Annotated in this window: 14 protein-coding genes; 11 read left to right on the top strand and 3 right to left on the bottom strand. The window is 63.3% G+C overall.

Going from position 1 to position 14,148, the window contains the following annotated elements; genetic code table 11:
* Positions 1 to 3 precede the first annotated feature (3 nt).
* The 10 genes from EB231_RS06600 (at position 4) to EB231_RS06555 (ending at position 8,594) form a co-directional block, all read left to right on the top strand.
* Entirely contained in the window at positions 4 to 888 is an 885-nt protein-coding gene (locus tag EB231_RS06600; RefSeq protein ID WP_172348119.1) for a DMT family transporter, read from the top strand.
* Between the two features lie 74 nt (positions 889 to 962).
* Positions 963 to 1,604, top strand: a complete 642-nt coding sequence (locus tag EB231_RS06595) for a PH domain-containing protein (protein WP_172348118.1) — start codon at positions 963 to 965, stop codon at positions 1,602 to 1,604.
* Between the two features lie 101 nt (positions 1,605 to 1,705).
* Positions 1,706 to 2,353: a thiamine phosphate synthase gene (locus EB231_RS06590; protein WP_172348117.1), complete on the top strand. Its 648-nt coding sequence runs from the start codon at positions 1,706 to 1,708 to the stop codon at positions 2,351 to 2,353.
* A gap of 1 nt (position 2,354) precedes the next feature.
* On the top strand, positions 2,355 to 3,395 hold the full coding sequence (locus tag EB231_RS06585; RefSeq protein WP_172348116.1) for a tetratricopeptide repeat protein: 1,041 nt from the start codon (positions 2,355 to 2,357) through the stop codon (positions 3,393 to 3,395).
* 118 nt (positions 3,396 to 3,513) lie between these two features.
* Positions 3,514 to 4,080 (top strand): elongation factor P, encoded by a 567-nt coding sequence (gene efp / locus EB231_RS06580; protein ID WP_019861758.1) that lies wholly within the window; start codon positions 3,514 to 3,516, stop codon positions 4,078 to 4,080.
* An 88-nt stretch (positions 4,081 to 4,168) separates the two neighbouring features.
* Positions 4,169 to 4,969, top strand: coding sequence for an inositol monophosphatase family protein (locus EB231_RS06575; RefSeq protein ID WP_172348115.1), 801 nt, complete (start codon positions 4,169 to 4,171; stop codon positions 4,967 to 4,969).
* 99 nt (positions 4,970 to 5,068) lie between these two features.
* Positions 5,069 to 5,755, top strand: coding sequence for a PAQR family membrane homeostasis protein TrhA (trhA, locus tag EB231_RS06570; RefSeq protein ID WP_172348114.1), 687 nt, complete (start codon positions 5,069 to 5,071; stop codon positions 5,753 to 5,755).
* A gap of 104 nt (positions 5,756 to 5,859) precedes the next feature.
* On the top strand, positions 5,860 to 6,885 hold the full coding sequence (locus EB231_RS06565; protein ID WP_172348113.1) for a MotA/TolQ/ExbB proton channel family protein: 1,026 nt from the start codon (positions 5,860 to 5,862) through the stop codon (positions 6,883 to 6,885).
* Position 6,886: 1 nt separating this feature from the next.
* Positions 6,887 to 7,918, top strand: coding sequence for a peptidoglycan -binding protein (locus EB231_RS06560; RefSeq protein WP_172348112.1), 1,032 nt, complete (start codon positions 6,887 to 6,889; stop codon positions 7,916 to 7,918).
* Positions 7,919 to 8,165: 247 nt separating this feature from the next.
* The gene (locus tag EB231_RS06555; protein ID WP_172348111.1) at positions 8,166 to 8,594 is read left to right on the top strand and encodes a hypothetical protein; all 429 of its coding nucleotides are present in this window, start codon (positions 8,166 to 8,168) and stop codon (positions 8,592 to 8,594) included.
* A 90-nt stretch (positions 8,595 to 8,684) separates the two neighbouring features.
* Here the strand turns inward: EB231_RS06555 and EB231_RS06550 are convergent, their stop codons facing one another.
* Positions 8,685 to 9,038: a DUF1304 domain-containing protein gene (locus tag EB231_RS06550; RefSeq protein ID WP_172348110.1), complete on the bottom strand. Its 354-nt coding sequence runs from the start codon at positions 9,036 to 9,038 to the stop codon at positions 8,685 to 8,687.
* Between the two features lie 242 nt (positions 9,039 to 9,280).
* Between EB231_RS06550 and EB231_RS06545 the strand changes: the two genes are divergently transcribed.
* Positions 9,281 to 10,765, top strand: coding sequence for a carboxypeptidase M32 (locus tag EB231_RS06545; RefSeq protein ID WP_172348109.1), 1,485 nt, complete (start codon positions 9,281 to 9,283; stop codon positions 10,763 to 10,765).
* Positions 10,766 to 10,905: 140 nt separating this feature from the next.
* Here the strand turns inward: EB231_RS06545 and EB231_RS06540 are convergent, their stop codons facing one another.
* Both EB231_RS06540 and EB231_RS06535 read right to left on the bottom strand, forming a co-directional pair.
* Positions 10,906 to 11,976, bottom strand: coding sequence for a hypothetical protein (locus EB231_RS06540; protein ID WP_172348108.1), 1,071 nt, complete (start codon positions 11,974 to 11,976; stop codon positions 10,906 to 10,908).
* A 346-nt stretch (positions 11,977 to 12,322) separates the two neighbouring features.
* A complete protein-coding gene (locus tag EB231_RS06535; RefSeq protein ID WP_172348107.1) occupies positions 12,323 to 14,122 on the bottom strand; it encodes an ABC transporter transmembrane domain-containing protein in 1,800 nt (599 codons plus the stop codon).
* Positions 14,123 to 14,148 lie beyond the last annotated feature (26 nt).

Raw genomic sequence — 14,148 nt, 5'->3', positions numbered from 1 at the left:
ATCATGAACGATACGGTACGCGGCACGGTCGAGATGTCGGCCGCAATGACGATCCTGGGCACGATCGGATGGTTCGTCATCATGTCCGGCCAACCGATCATGGACGTCGTGTTCTGGCGCTGCGCGTTCGGTGCGGCGACACTGCTCGTCATCTGCGCTTCGCTCGGCTTGCTGCGCGACAGGCTGCCCCTGCGCGTCATCGGCCTGGCCGCGCTTGGCGGCGCGGCCATCGTCATCAACTGGCTGCTTCTGTTCAGCGCCTTCTCGCGCGCCTCGATCTCGATCGCCACCGCCGTCTACAACACCCAGCCCTTCATGCTGGTCGGCTTCGGCGCGCTCTTCTTCGCGGAACGGCTGACGCTGACCAAGCTGACCTGGCTGACAATAGCCTTCGCCGGCATGGTGCTCATCCTCGAGGCCGCCCCTGACGCCGGCGATGTCGGCACCAACTATTTTGCCGGCATCCTGATGGCGCTGGCCGCGGCCTTCTTCTGGGCCATCGCGGCCATCGTCACCAAGAAGCTCAAGGGCACGCCACCGCATCTGATCGCGCTGATCCAGGTCTGCGTCGGCGTCGTCATGCTGGGGCCCTTCGCTGATCTTTCGCATCTTCCCGCCGACCCGTGGAGCTGGACCATGCTGGCGACGCTCGGCATCGTCCACACCGGCCTGATGTACATCCTGATGTATGGTGCCATCCAGAAGCTGCCGACGCATCTGCAGGGATCGCTGTCCTTCATCTATCCGGTCGTCGCCATCCTGGTCGACGTCGTGGCTTTCGGCCATCGGCTGCATCTCAGCCAGGTCGCCGGCGCCGCTTTGATCCTGACGGCGGCGGCCGGCATGAATCTCGGCTGGTCGCTGTGGAAGTCGAAAGTGCCGACATAACGTTCTCGACTGTTGGATCGCGGCGGCGATACTTTCGAACCCATGGTCTTGCGGGCGGATAACGTGTTGCTGATTTGCTCGGCGATCGCCGTCCGTGCGATGTGGATGGGGGCACAAAGCAACGGGGTAAAGGCGTGGCGAGCGGATCTTTTCAGGGGCGGCTATTGCCCCGCGAACACATCCTATGGAGCGGCCTTCCCGCGCAGGGCCTGTTCTTCACCAGCAAGGACATGTTTCTAATACCGTTCAGCCTGCTCTGGTGTGGTTTTGCAATCTTCTGGACCTATACCGCGGCAAGGCAAGGCGCGCCGCTTTTCTTCGACGCATGGGGAGCAATGTTCATCTGCATCGGGCTCTTCTTCGTCTTTGGCCGATTTGCTGTCGACGCGTGGCTGAGACAGCGGATCGCCTATGCGGTCACGGACAAACGCATCCTCATCATGCGCACCCCTCCTTTCGCCAACTTCACATCGATCGATCTTGAGCGTCTTCCCGACATCCAGCTCACCGGCGAGGGCGAAAGGCGTGGCAGTTTGCGCTTCGGCGCGGCGGCATCGTTGTTCGGAAGTCCGGGCGGCTGGTCTCAGTCGCGCTATCAAAGTTTTGGCAGCTGGTCGCCGGCTCTCGACCCCGTGCCGCAATTCCTTGGCATCGAGGATCCGTCGAAAGTATTCGACATCGTCACGAAAGCCCGCAATGCTCTTCGTTCCGCCTGATGCCGTCTGACAGCTGACGCCTGTTCAATCCCGGCAGTTTGTTCTATGCCGCAATCCAACCATCTTCGCCCGGCATAGGCGAAACCCGGGATCCAAGAACCATGAACGACGCCACACCCCCAAATCGTTGCCGCATCGTGCTGATCGCGCCGCCCGGCGTGCCGGCCGCCCGCATCGCCAACGCATTCGACGGCGGCGACGTCGCCTCGCTGATCCTGCCCGAGAACGGCATGGACGAGGCCTCCTTCCAGGCTTTTGCCGAACAGATCGTGCCGACGGCCCAGGCTGCGGGCGTGGCCGTGATCATCGCCGGCGACACCCGCATCGCGGGCCGTGTCCAGGCCGACGGCATCCATGTCGAGGTTTCCAAGGCCGAACTCGCCGAGACGATCGAACATTTCCAGGCGAAGATGATGGTCGGCGCCGGCGGCGCCAAGACGCGTGACGATGCGCTTGAGCTTGGCGAGACCAGACCCGACTACATCTTCTTCGGCCGCTTCGGCTACGACAACAAGCCCGAGCCGCACCCGCGCAACCTGTCGCTGGGACGATGGTGGGCCGACATGATCCAGATCCCCTGCATCGTCATGGCCGGATCCGATCTGGCTTCCATCGAGGAAGTGGCCGCCACCGGCGCCGAGTTCGTCGCGCTGTCGAGCGCGATTTTTGCGGACGGCGTCGATCCGCAAGCGGCCGTCGCCCAGGCTAACGCGCTGCTCGACGAAACCGCGCCGCGCTTCGAGGACTGATGTGGCTCCGGTGAGGCTTCCCCTTCAGGCCTTGCTTGCAGCGGTCATGATCCAGGCCGCCGCCGCCGAAACGATTCCCTTGCCGCAGCCCAAGCCCGAAATCGGCGTGCACACCGACAAGCCGATCGAAAAGCAGCTGCCGCAACCCGCCACCACGGCGGAGCCGGCGCCGCTGCCCTCGGCCGACAGCATCAATCCCGACCGCTTCGGGGCCAAGCCGGCGGACGCGGCCTACGGCGCCTTCCAGCGCGGGCTCTACAAGACGGCCTACAACCTTGCGCTGGTCCGCGCGAAAAATGGCGACCCGGCGGCGCAGACATTGGTGGCCGAGATCCTGTCGCGCGGGCTGGGCGTACCGCTCAACGCAGCGGAGGCGGCCAAATGGTACGCCGCCGCCGCCGAACAGGGCGTGCCGGAATCACAGTTCCAATACGCTCTGATGCTGCTCGACGGCCGTTACGTCAAGAAGGACACGAAGGAGGCCTATGCCCTGATGCAGGCCGCGGCCGAAGCCGGCAACCAGCTGGCGCAGTTCAATTTCGCGCAGATGCTGGTCCAGCAGGATCCCGGCGACGCCGGCCTGACCAAAGCAGTCTCCTATTATGAGCGCGCCGCCGCGACCGGGCTCCCCGACGCGCAATACGCCATGTCCCAGATCTACGCCAATGGCGTCGGCGGCAAGCCGCACGACGATGCGCAGGCAAGGCGCTTCTTGGCGCAGGCCGCACGACAGAACTATGACACCGCGCAGATCGATCTCGCCGCCTGGATGATCGAGGGTCGCGGCGGTGCCCGTGATCTGAAATCGGCTTTCGGCTGGACGAAGCAGGCCGCCGAGGGCGGCAATGTCGCCGCCCAGAACCGCCTGGCGAAACTCTATATGCAAGGCATCGGCACCGACCCGGACCTCGTGCTCGCCGGAGCCTGGTACATCGTCGCCCGCCGCGCCGGTCTCATCGACCCCGACATGGACGATTTCCTGCAAGGGCTGGGCGACGACCAGACCAAGCAGGCCCTGCAGAAGGCGAACCGCCTGCCTTGATGGCAGCCCGTGCAACCGTCCATTCCTGCCCGCTCCCTTGCCTCTCCGGGCGATTTGTGGTCTTGGGAGCCCCTAAATCGCTTGTCCCGGCGAAAATCTCATTCCGGATCCCATCATCATGGCCAAGATCAATGGCAACGAAATCCGTCCCGGCTATGTCATCGAGCACGATGGCGGCCTGTGGGTGGCGGTCAGGACCAACACCGTCAAGCCCGGCAAGGGCGGCGCCTACAACCAGGTTGAACTGAAGAACCTGATCAACGGCACCAAGCTCAACGAGCGCTTCCGCTCGGCCGAGACGGTCGAACAGATCCGCCTCGACCTGAAGGATTTTTCCTTCCTCTACGAGCAGGACGACGCGCTGGTGTTCATGGACACCCAGAGCTACGAACAGCTCGAACTGAACAAGGATTTCGTCGGCGACCGCGCCGCGTTCCTGCAGGACGGCATGATGGTGACGGTCCAGCTTTACGAGGAGAGGCCGATCGGCATCTCGCTACCCGACTATGTGACACTGACCATCACCGAGGCCGATCCGGTGGTGAAGGGCCAGACGGCGGCATCCTCCTACAAGCCGGCGGTGCTGGAGAACGGCATTCGCGTCCTGGTGCCGCCCTTCATCGGCGCCGGCGAACGCATAATCGTCGACACCAACGAAATCACTTACGTGCGCCGCGCCGACTGATGCATGTTGCCCAAAAGCGGCCCCGGTTTTGGGTCACCGACATGCATAAAGACAGAGTTTAAAGCGCGCAGCAGCAGGAAGAAGCACGATGGCACGCTCAGCCCTTCTCAACGTCATGGTCCAGGCCGCAATGAAGGCCGGCCGCTCGCTGTCGCGCGACTTCGGCGAGGTCCAGAACCTGCAGGTCTCGATGAAGGGGCCGGGCGACTATGTCAGCCAGGCAGACCGCAAGGCCGAGGACATCGTCTTCGCCGAATTGTCGAAGGCGCGCCCGGGCTACGGCTTCCTGATGGAAGAGCGCGGCACGGTCGCCGGCGACGACAGCCAGCACCGCTGGATCGTCGATCCGCTCGACGGCACCACCAATTTCCTGCACGGCATTCCGCTTTTCGCCGTCTCGATCGCGCTGGAGCGTCAGGGCCAGATCGTTGCCGGCGTGATCTACAATCCGGCCATGGACGAGCTCTATACTACCGAGCGCGGCGGCGGCGCCTTCCTGAATGACCGCCGCCTGCGCGTCGCCGGCCGCACCAAGCTCGTCGACGCCGTCATCGGTTGCGGCGTGCCGCATCTGGGGCGCGGCCAGCACGGCAATTTCCTGATCGAGTTGCGCCACGTCATGGCCGAGGTTTCCGGCATCAGGCGCCTCGGCTCGGCCTCGCTCGACCTTGCCTATGTCGCCGCCGGCCGCATGGACGGTTTCTGGGAGATCGGCCTGTCGCCCTGGGACATCGCCGCCGGCCTGCTGCTGATCCGCGAAGCCGGCGGTTTCGTCTCGGACATGGATGGCGGGCAGGACATGCTGGACAACGGCTCCGTCGTCGCCGGCAACGAAGTCATCCAGCGCGCGCTGCTGAAGACGGTGAAAAAGCCCCTCGCACCCCGCTAAAGCTTCCGCCGCGCTGAACGGCCGCAGTCGCAAAACCGCCACCAAAGCTTGAAATACTGTCCGGCGGTTGCCCAGATACGGGGTGACGCAGGACGATCGATGACCGAAACACCGCCGCAACTCGAAATCCCCTTTGTCGGGCGCTGGCACTACTCCCGCGCGGAGATGATCGCCGACGGCATTGTCCATGCTGTCGGCATCGTGCTGGCGATCGCGGCCGGCTCGGCGCTGCTGGCGCTGGCGGCGTTTCGGGTCGGACCCGGCGAGTACGTCGCCGCCGCCTTCTATGTCGTTTCGCTGCTCACCGTGCTCTCGGTGTCGCTGGCCTATAATCTGTGGCCGGTATCGTCACCGGCCAAATGGGTTCTGCGGCGCTTCGATCACGCCGCGATCTATCTTCTCATCGCCGCCACCTACACGCCCTTTCTGGCCCAGCTCGACGGCTCGCCGCTGGCCCACTGGATGATCGCGCTGGTCTGGATCGCGGCGGCGACAGGCATCGCCATCAAGGTGTTCGTTCCCGGCCGTTTCGACCGGCTGGCGATCGTCTTCTATCTCGCCATCGGCTGGAGCGGCATCGTCCTGGTCAAGCCGCTCGTCGCGACACTGCCGACGACGTCGATCGTGCTCATCGTCGCCGGTGGCGTCGTCTATTCTTGCGGCGTCATTTTCTTTGCCTGGAAGGGGCTGCGTTTCCACAACGCGCTGTGGCACGGCTTCGTCGTCACTGGAGCGGGCCTGCATCTGTCGGCCATGGTCGACTGCCTGGTGATAAACCGCTTCTGATACGCTCGCGGCAATATTGCCAAGCGCCATTCAATTTGGTCACAATTCCGTTTAGAGTCGCCAACTACGTGATCGGCGGCAGCGGCATCGGAAACGGGGCACGGATGGCTTTTCTCAGATCCTTCGGCATGGGCAGGCGCTCCGACGTACTGATCTACGATCCGCATAAACTATCGAGTCCGCAGGTGTTCCTGCTGACCATGGTCATCTTCCTGGCCATCGTCGCCTTCATTGCCGCCATCCTGACCCGCCAGATCTCGACGGCTTTCGTCACCAATCCCGGCCTCAATGGCCTGATCATCGGCGTGCTGATGGTCGGCATCCTGCTCGCCTTCGCCCAGGTCGGGCGGCTGTTTCGCGAGGTGCGCTGGGTCAACTCCTTCCGCGCCGGCTCGGAAACCACCGAACCGGTGCTGCTGGCGCCGATGAAAGCCATGATCGGCCGTTCCTCGACCATGGCCTTCTCGACCTCTTCGATGCGCACAATGCTCGATTCCATTGCCACGCGCCTCGACGAAAGCCGCGACACCTCGCGCTACCTGGTCGGCCTCCTGGTGTTCCTCGGCCTGCTCGGTACCTTCTGGGGTTTGTTGAACACGATCGGCTCGATCCGCGAGACCATCGAATCGCTCGATCCCGGCACGGGTGACGCCGCCGCGGTGCTCGATTCCCTGAAGCAGGGCCTGTCGGCGCCGTTGGCCGGCATGGGCACGGCCTTCTCATCCTCGCTGTTCGGCCTGTCCGGTTCGCTGGTGCTTGGCTTCCTCGATTTGCAGGCGGGCCGCGCCCAGACGCGCTTCTACACCGAGCTTGAGAACTGGCTGTCCTCGGTCACTGATCTCTCTTCCGACATCGTCGTCTCCGATCCGGCCAAGTCCGAACCGTCGGACGAAATCCGCCTGTTGTCGGAGCGGCTGCGCAGCATGCAGGAGAATGGCGGCGGCTCCAATCCTCGTGTCGCCACCGCCATGGCCAATCTCGCCGACGGTATTTCCGGCCTGGTCAAGAACATGCGCTCCGAGCAGCAGATCATGCGCGACTGGGTCGAGGCCCAGTCCGATGAACAGAAGGCGATGCGCAACACGCTGGAAAAGATCGCCGACGCCCTGAAGAAGCCCGGGGTGCACTGACATGGCGCTTGCCAGGGGCCGGCGTACCGATCGCCGCATCGACTACTGGCCGGGCTTTGTCGACGCTTTGTCGACGCTGCTGCTCGCCATCATGTTCCTGCTCACCGTTTTCGTGTTGGCGCAGTTCCTGCTCGGCCGTGAAATCTCCGGCAAGGACACGGTGCTCAATCGTCTCAACTCGCAGATCAACGAACTGACCCAGCTTCTGGCCCTGGAGCGCTCGACGGCGCAGGACAAGGAGGATTCGCTCGCCAACCTGCAGGCGTCGCTGTCGGCGGCGGAGGCGGAAAAGAGCCGGCTCGAGCAATTGCTGGCGCAAGGTGCCGGCGCCGGGGACGCGGCCAACCAGCGTGCCGCGGAACTGGGCGGCGAACTCGACAACCAGCGCCAGATCAGCCAGCAGGCACTGAGCCAAGTGGAGATCCTCAACCAGCAGATCGCCGCACTTCGCAAGCAGATCGGAGCACTCGAGGACGCGCTCAACGTTTCGGAGGCCCGCGACCGCGATTCCAACACCAAGATCGCCGATCTCGGCCGCCGCCTCAACGTCGCCTTGGCGCAGCGCGTGCAGGAATTGAACCGCTACCGCTCCGACTTTTTCGGACGCCTGCGCGAGATCCTCGCCGACCGGGAGAACATCCGCATTGTCGGCGACCGTTTTGTCTTCCAGTCGGAAGTGCTGTTCCCGACCGGCTCCGAGGTCATCAACGATGCCGGCAAGATCGAGATGAAGAAACTCGCCGACGCCATCATCGAGTTGCAGAAGGAGATTCCGCCGGAGATCAACTGGGTGCTGCGTGTCGATGGCCACACCGACAACAAGCCGCTCTCCGGCACCGGCCGCTACCGCGACAATTGGGAACTGTCGACGGCGCGTTCGACTTCGGTGGTCAAGTTCCTGATCGAGAACGGCGTGCCGGCCAACCGGCTGGTCGCCGCCGGCTTTGGCGAGTTCCAGCCGCTCGACCCCGCCGATACCGACGAGGCGCGCAACAAGAACCGCCGCATTGAACTGAAGCTCACCGAACGTTGAACCATCATCACGCGATGTCACGCGAATTTGTTCGACGACTCAACTCTAGGGCGCAGACGGCTGTCGGCAAGGCCTGAAAACATTATCTTTTTTTAATTCCACTTCCCGCCGGAGCGCTCCTAGCCTGCCGCGCAGGGCCGAGAACCGCCGGCGATGCCTCCCATCGCGACGCGACGGAACCCGACGGCCCGCGGCTGGAAGGCAGACGAAAGAACCGCTGCCTTCCTCTTCTGGAGGAGACGCGACGATGCGCTCTTTTAACCCCACGCTCAGAACTGCAGCACTGACCGCATCCTTTATCGCCATTCCGCTCGCCGGCGCCTATGCCGCGGGCCATCACAAGGGCGCTCTCGACGCGACCGACCCGACAGACATGACCGGCCCGCGTGTCGAGGCTCTCATGCAACAGGTTCAGGGGGTCCACCAGGGCATTGTCGACGCCAGGCTGGCCAACAACATTACCCCGGCCGTGGCTGAGCGCCTGGAAATGCGCACCGCGCGCATCAACCAGGCAGCCCAGAAGATAGCCGCGTCGGATCACGGCAGGATACCGGCCGCGCAATATCATGAACTGCTGCGCCGTCTCGACAATGTCGACCAGCGGCTGAGGGTCGACACCGGCAGCGGCTTCCTGATGGGCGATGGTTCCGACGGCGGAAACTACCCGAACGGCTGAGGCCTTTGGAACGTCAAAGAGGAAGGGACCACTTGGCGCCTTCGGGACCCCAATTCCGCGGGCGTCCTTTTTCCTCACCAGCCCAGCTTGCTACCAACCAAGCCAGAGCGCGACGAGGGCGACCACCGCCGGCACGGTCTGGATGAACAGGATCTTGCGGCCGACCGTCGCCGCGCCGTAGAGGCCGGCGATGGCCACGCACAGCAGCAAGAAGACCTTGACCTGAAAACCGGAGGTGCCGAGATAGAGCCCCCAGACCAGTCCGGCGGCGAGAAATCCGTTGTAGAGACCCTGATTGGCGGCAAGCACCTTCGAGGCCTTGGCGAATTCGGGCGTCAGGCGGAATGTCTTGTGCCCGCGCGGCGTGTCCCAAAGCATCATCTCGAGATAGACGATGTAGACATGGATCAAGGCCACCAGCCCGACCAGGATGTTGCCGGCCATTTGCTCTCCCTGCACGCGTTGCCCGCAGCATTTCATGTGTGGCATCGGCTGCGCAAGGTGCATCTGCCGGACGGTATCCGGAGCAATTCCAGGAAAGACGCGCGGCGCTTTCCCTGGGGAATTGCGTCAAGACAATGAGTGAGAGCAAGTTGCCGTTTCCGTTAAACGGAGAACCGCTCTGAGGGTTGCCAACGCTTTTGCGTTGGTGTCTTTTCGCGCCGTCCTCAATCACGGAAGTCGCCATGTCCTTTCAGAAACTCGACGACCTCGGCCACAAGCTCGAAGCGCTCGAGCATGCGCTGGCCATCCTCGGCGCTGACGAAGCGACGCATATGGCCGTCGGCGGCGGCGAGAAGCGTGCGGAGGCGATGGCGGCACTGGCCGGCATGTACCACACCAGGGCAACCGCACCGGAAATCGCCGACTGGATCGCCGCCGCCGAAGCCGAGGCGCTCGACGACGAGCAGCGCGCGGCGCTGGGCGAATTGCGGCGGCAGTACACCAACCTGACCTGTCTGCCGGTCGAATTCGTCGAACGCCAGACAACGGCGCGCATGCGTTGCGAGCAGCTGTGGCGCGATCTGCGCGCCAAGAACGATTGGACGGGCTTCCAGCCGGCGCTCGAGGGCGTGGTGGCGCTGGTGCGCGAAGAGGCGGCCCTGCGCTCCGACGTGCTCGGCCTCGCCCCTTACGATGCGTTGATGGAGCAATTCGACCCCGGCAACCGTACCGCCGACATCACCCCCGTCTTCGCCGACCTGAAAGCCTTTCTCAAAGGCTTCGTGCCGGAGGCGCTGGCGATCCAGGAAGCGCGGCTGCGCAAGCATCCGCTGAAGCCGCTCTCGGGTACCTATGCGATCGACAAGCAGCGCGAGCTCGGCCTTGCCATGATGGCGGCGGTCGGCTTCGACCTGACGCACGGCTCGCTGTCGGTCTCGCACCATCCCTTCTGCGGCGGCGTGCCCAGCGACGTGCGCATCACCACCCGCTACAAGACGTCCGATTTCCTGTCGGCGCTGATGGGCGTGCTGCACGAGACTGGCCACGCGCTCTACGAGCAGAACCTGCCGAAAGCATGGTCGCACTGGCCGCTCGGCAAGGCGCGCGGCATGGCCGTGCATGAAAGCCAGAGCCTGTTCGTCGAAAAGCAGATCGGCCGCAATCCCGCCTTCTGGCGCTGGGCGCTGCCGGTGGTGGAAAAGCATCTCGGCGAGGCCTGGTCGCTCGACGATCTCCTGCCGCATGTGCATCGCGTCGAGCGCGGCCTGATCCGCGTCGACGCCGACGAGGTGACCTATCCGCTGCATGTCATCCTGCGCTACGAACTGGAGCAGGACCTGGTCTCGGGCAGGCTGGAGGTGGCTGATCTCCCCGAAGCCTGGGATGCCAAGATGCGCGACTATCTCGGCCTCTCCACCATCGACAATCCGGCCGACGGGCCGATGCAGGATGTGCATTGGCCGGGCGCCGCCTTCGGCTACTTCCCGTCCTACACGCTGGGCGCGATGATGGCGGCGCAGCAATGGGCCGCGCTGACGCGCGAGCATCCTGCCGCCGACGACGACCTGGCGAAAGGCAATTTCGGAGCAATCAACGACTGGCGCCGCAAGAAGATATGGTCGCAGGGGTCGCGATGGTCGACACCGGACCTGCTCGAGCGCGCCACCGGCGAAAAACTCAACGCCGTGTACTTCGTCAATCACCTGAAGCAACGCTACGGGGCGTGAGCGGGACCATGAGATGGTCTCTGCTCACGCCCGTCGGTCCGGGATCGTTCGTGATCCGGCACCAGTAGGGCAATTCCAGGAAAAATGTGGGGCAGTTTTCCGTCCGGAACTGCATCAAAACAACTCTAAGCAGGCTGCCGTCAGATCTCCCTGACGAACAGATTTATGACCTTCCACGTACCTCCCTGCCAGAGGTCGGCGGTCACGTCGTCCAGCGACGCGAACATCTGCGACCTGGCACCGAGAAAACACGTCACGGATCGGTCCTTGTACATTTGGCCGATGGGTGAAATGGCGAGTTCCAACGTTCGGCTGTCGCCTCGGGTCACGATGTCCACATCCGGATACCCATAGTACGTATTCTTGGTTCCGTATTGGGAAGCATCGTCCTGGCTGTGATCCCCGTCGCCGACATAGGCTGAACTCGGCCCGACGTCTCGGAACACCTTCCCATAGCTTTCTATGCCGCTCGAGAAATAGCCGGCCGTGAGGTAATTCTCCTGGTCTATCTGGCAGTTGCTGACCTGCATCCATTGGTCGCCAAGCCTTCGCCGGCTGCGCGAGTAGGTTTCCACAACCAAGGCACGGATCTCCAGGTGACAATCGCGGCTGGGCGTGTAGTCCCAGCAAAAGCCGCTTTCCGCATGACCGTTTATGTAGTCCCTGCCATCGGGACTGAAATTCTCCGCGCGAAGAAAGCCGCCCATCTTGGACGTATCGACATTCTGGTAAGTCTCGATTTTCTTGATAACGCCGTCGCCGGTCTCCTCGGCCCACGCGTCCCAATACCAGCCGATAGAGCCCAGATCGATACGGGTTCCGAAAACATCCTGACCCGACGACCCATCACCTGATTGGTCCCGAAAGTGAATGGTGCCCAAACTGTCGGCCAGTTCGGAGACACTGATGCTGGAACTGAGGAACGCTTCTGAAATGAGCCTCTGCCCCAGCTTCTTGATCGACTTGTTGGCCGGAATGGAACGCACGCCCGTCCACTCCTGGCCTGCCACCCCTTTCTGCAATTCCGCCCTTGCGGCAATGGGATCCACGCCGGATTGCGCAGCACTGCTCGCCTTCTTGCGCAGCCCGGTCATCAGATCGACGAATGGGCTTGCGTTCTTCCGCTTCGATCCGTCCCGGTTGAAGAATTCCATGGAACTGGACAGCGAAGCTCTGGGTACTCTTTTCGCCATGGCTATGGAGTCGTTCATTGCATTTGCCTCCTCAGGATCAGGAATGATCAACCGATTCCGGCGCGCCGATTTCAGCTAAAACTTACGCCGGTCTGATGAACGGACTGCTCCACATTTTATACGCCCGCCGCGCGTGAGTATTCGTCTTTACGATGTGTAGCTGCCGCACATATCTTCCGGTACGAAGCTCAGAAGATTTTGTACTTTATCCCAGCCCAGTAAAGACGCACAGTCGGCATATGACGACTACATTTAAGGTTGATCTAATTATTGTTTTACTTAAATTCGACGCCCGCCGCGATTTCAGCGCGGTGTCTCAGTCGCTGTGCAGCCGTTTTCTCGAATACTCTCCGGCTGCCGGAACCTACTCCGCCGCGCCCCTGAAGGCGCTGGCGCCGGTCTCGAACTGCAGCTTGGCCAGCCTGGCATAGATGCCGCCCTTGGCGACCAGGCTCTGATGCGTGCCTTCCTCGACGATGCGGCCGCCATCCATGACCAGAATCCTGTCGGCTTTCAGCACTGTTGCCAGCCGATGGGCGATGACGATGGTGGTGCGGCCTTGCATCAGCCGCTCCAGCGCCGTCTGTACCAGCGTCTCGCTTTCGGCATCGAGCGCCGAGGTCGCTTCGTCGAGCAGCAGGATCGGCGCGTCGCGCAGGATGGCACGGGCGATCGCCACACGCTGGCGCTGGCCGCCGGACAACGTCACGCCGCGTTCGCCGACCTGACTGTCGTAGCCGTGTTCGAGCTTGAGGATGAATTCATCGGCCAGCGCATCCTTCGCGGCCGCCTCGATCTCGGCACTGCCCGCGCCCGGCCGGCCGAAGCCGATATTGTCGCGCGCGCTCGCCGCGAAGATGGTGACGTCCTGGGGGACGATGGCGATACGCTTGCGCACCGAAACCGGATCGGCTTCGCGCACGTCGACGCCATCGATCAGGATCTTGCCGGTTTCGGGATCGTAGAAACGCAGGATCAGCGAAAACACCGTGCTCTTGCCGGCCCCTGAAGGACCGACGATGGCCACCGTCTCGCCGGGCATGACCTGAAAACTCAAGCCGTGGACGGCGGCACGGTCGGGCCTTGCCGGATAGGAGAAGGAGACGTTGTCGAAGACGATCGCGCCCTTGGCGACCGACGGCAGCGGCTTCGGATCGGCCGGCGCCTGGATCGCCGGCTTCTCGGCGAGGATCTCGGTCAGCCGTTCGGCCGCGCCCGCCGCCTGGGCAAGTTCGCCCCAGACTTCCGATAGCGCGCCGAGCGCACCGGCGGCGAACACCGAATAGAGCAGGAACTGGCCGAGCGTGCCTGGCGACAGATTGCCGTCGAGCACATCGCGCGAGCCGAACCACAGCACCGCCACGACAGACGAGAAGATGGTGAAAATGGCAAAGAAGGTGAGGAAGGAGCGTGCGAAGATCGAGGCGCGTGCAGCCTCGAAGGCAGCCTCCACCGCGCCCGAAAACCGCCCGGTGACCAGTTTCTCATTGGTGAAGGCCTGCAGCGTGCGCACCGCGCCGATCTGCTCGCTGGCATAGGCTGTCGCCTCGGCAAGCGTGTCCTGCGCCTGCCTTGACTTGCGCCGCACCGAGCGGCCGAAGGCGACCAGGGGCAGCACGATGATGGGAATGGCTGCGATGACCAGGCCGGACAGTTTCGGGCTGGTGATGACCATCATTCCCACCGCGCCGAGGCCGAGGATGACGTTGCGCAGCGCGACCGAGGCCGTCGCGCCGACCGCCGATTTGACCTGTGTGGTATCGGCGGCGAGCCGCGACACGATCTCGCCCGACTGCGCGGTGTCGAAGAAGGCAGGCGACAGCGTCGTCACATGGGCAAAGACATCGCGCCTGATATCGGCGACGACGCGTTCACCCAGCGTGATGACGAAATAATAGCGGCAGGCCGATGCCGCCGCCAGCATGGCGGCCATCGCCACCAGCGCCGCGAAGTATTCGGCGATGAAGGTGGTGCTGGACGACGAGAAACCATGGTCGATCATGCGCCGCACGGCCAGCGGCAGCGCCAATGTGGTTGCCGCCGCGATGGCCAGCGAGATGAGGGCGCCGACGACCAGCGTGCGATATTGCGTGATATAGGGGAACAGGCGTCGGAGCGGCTTGAGCGAGCGTCGGCGCTCGTCTGCGCTGCTTGATTGCGCCATCTCGGTGTTTCCTCTAGCCGCTTCAG

This window comes from Mesorhizobium sp. NZP2298 (assembly GCF_013170825.1).
Classification (GTDB): Bacteria; Pseudomonadota; Alphaproteobacteria; order Rhizobiales; family Rhizobiaceae; genus Mesorhizobium.
This window is presented reverse-complemented; position numbering and strand designations above follow the sequence as displayed.

What these genes read in the sequence shown, in the direction of transcription:
- EB231_RS06600 (WP_172348119.1), top strand. Translation starts at nt 4, where the DNA reads ATGAACGATACGGTACGCGGCACGGTCGAGATGTCGGCCGCAATGACG.
- EB231_RS06590 (WP_172348117.1), top strand. Translation starts at nt 1,706, where the DNA reads ATGAACGACGCCACACCCCCAAATCGTTGCCGCATCGTGCTGATCGCG.
- efp (WP_019861758.1), top strand. Translation starts at nt 3,514, where the DNA reads ATGGCCAAGATCAATGGCAACGAAATCCGTCCCGGCTATGTCATCGAG.
- EB231_RS06575 (WP_172348115.1), top strand. Translation starts at nt 4,169, where the DNA reads ATGGCACGCTCAGCCCTTCTCAACGTCATGGTCCAGGCCGCAATGAAG.
- trhA (WP_172348114.1), top strand. Translation starts at nt 5,069, where the DNA reads ATGACCGAAACACCGCCGCAACTCGAAATCCCCTTTGTCGGGCGCTGG.
- EB231_RS06565 (WP_172348113.1), top strand. Translation starts at nt 5,860, where the DNA reads ATGGCTTTTCTCAGATCCTTCGGCATGGGCAGGCGCTCCGACGTACTG.
- EB231_RS06560 (WP_172348112.1), top strand. Translation starts at nt 6,887, where the DNA reads ATGGCGCTTGCCAGGGGCCGGCGTACCGATCGCCGCATCGACTACTGG.
- EB231_RS06555 (WP_172348111.1), top strand. Translation starts at nt 8,166, where the DNA reads ATGCGCTCTTTTAACCCCACGCTCAGAACTGCAGCACTGACCGCATCC.
- EB231_RS06550 (WP_172348110.1), bottom strand. Translation starts at nt 9,038, where the DNA reads ATGGCCGGCAACATCCTGGTCGGGCTGGTGGCCTTGATCCATGTCTAC.
- EB231_RS06545 (WP_172348109.1), top strand. Translation starts at nt 9,281, where the DNA reads ATGTCCTTTCAGAAACTCGACGACCTCGGCCACAAGCTCGAAGCGCTC.
- EB231_RS06540 (WP_172348108.1), bottom strand. Translation starts at nt 11,976, where the DNA reads ATGAACGACTCCATAGCCATGGCGAAAAGAGTACCCAGAGCTTCGCTG.
- EB231_RS06535 (WP_172348107.1), bottom strand. Translation starts at nt 14,122, where the DNA reads ATGGCGCAATCAAGCAGCGCAGACGAGCGCCGACGCTCGCTCAAGCCG.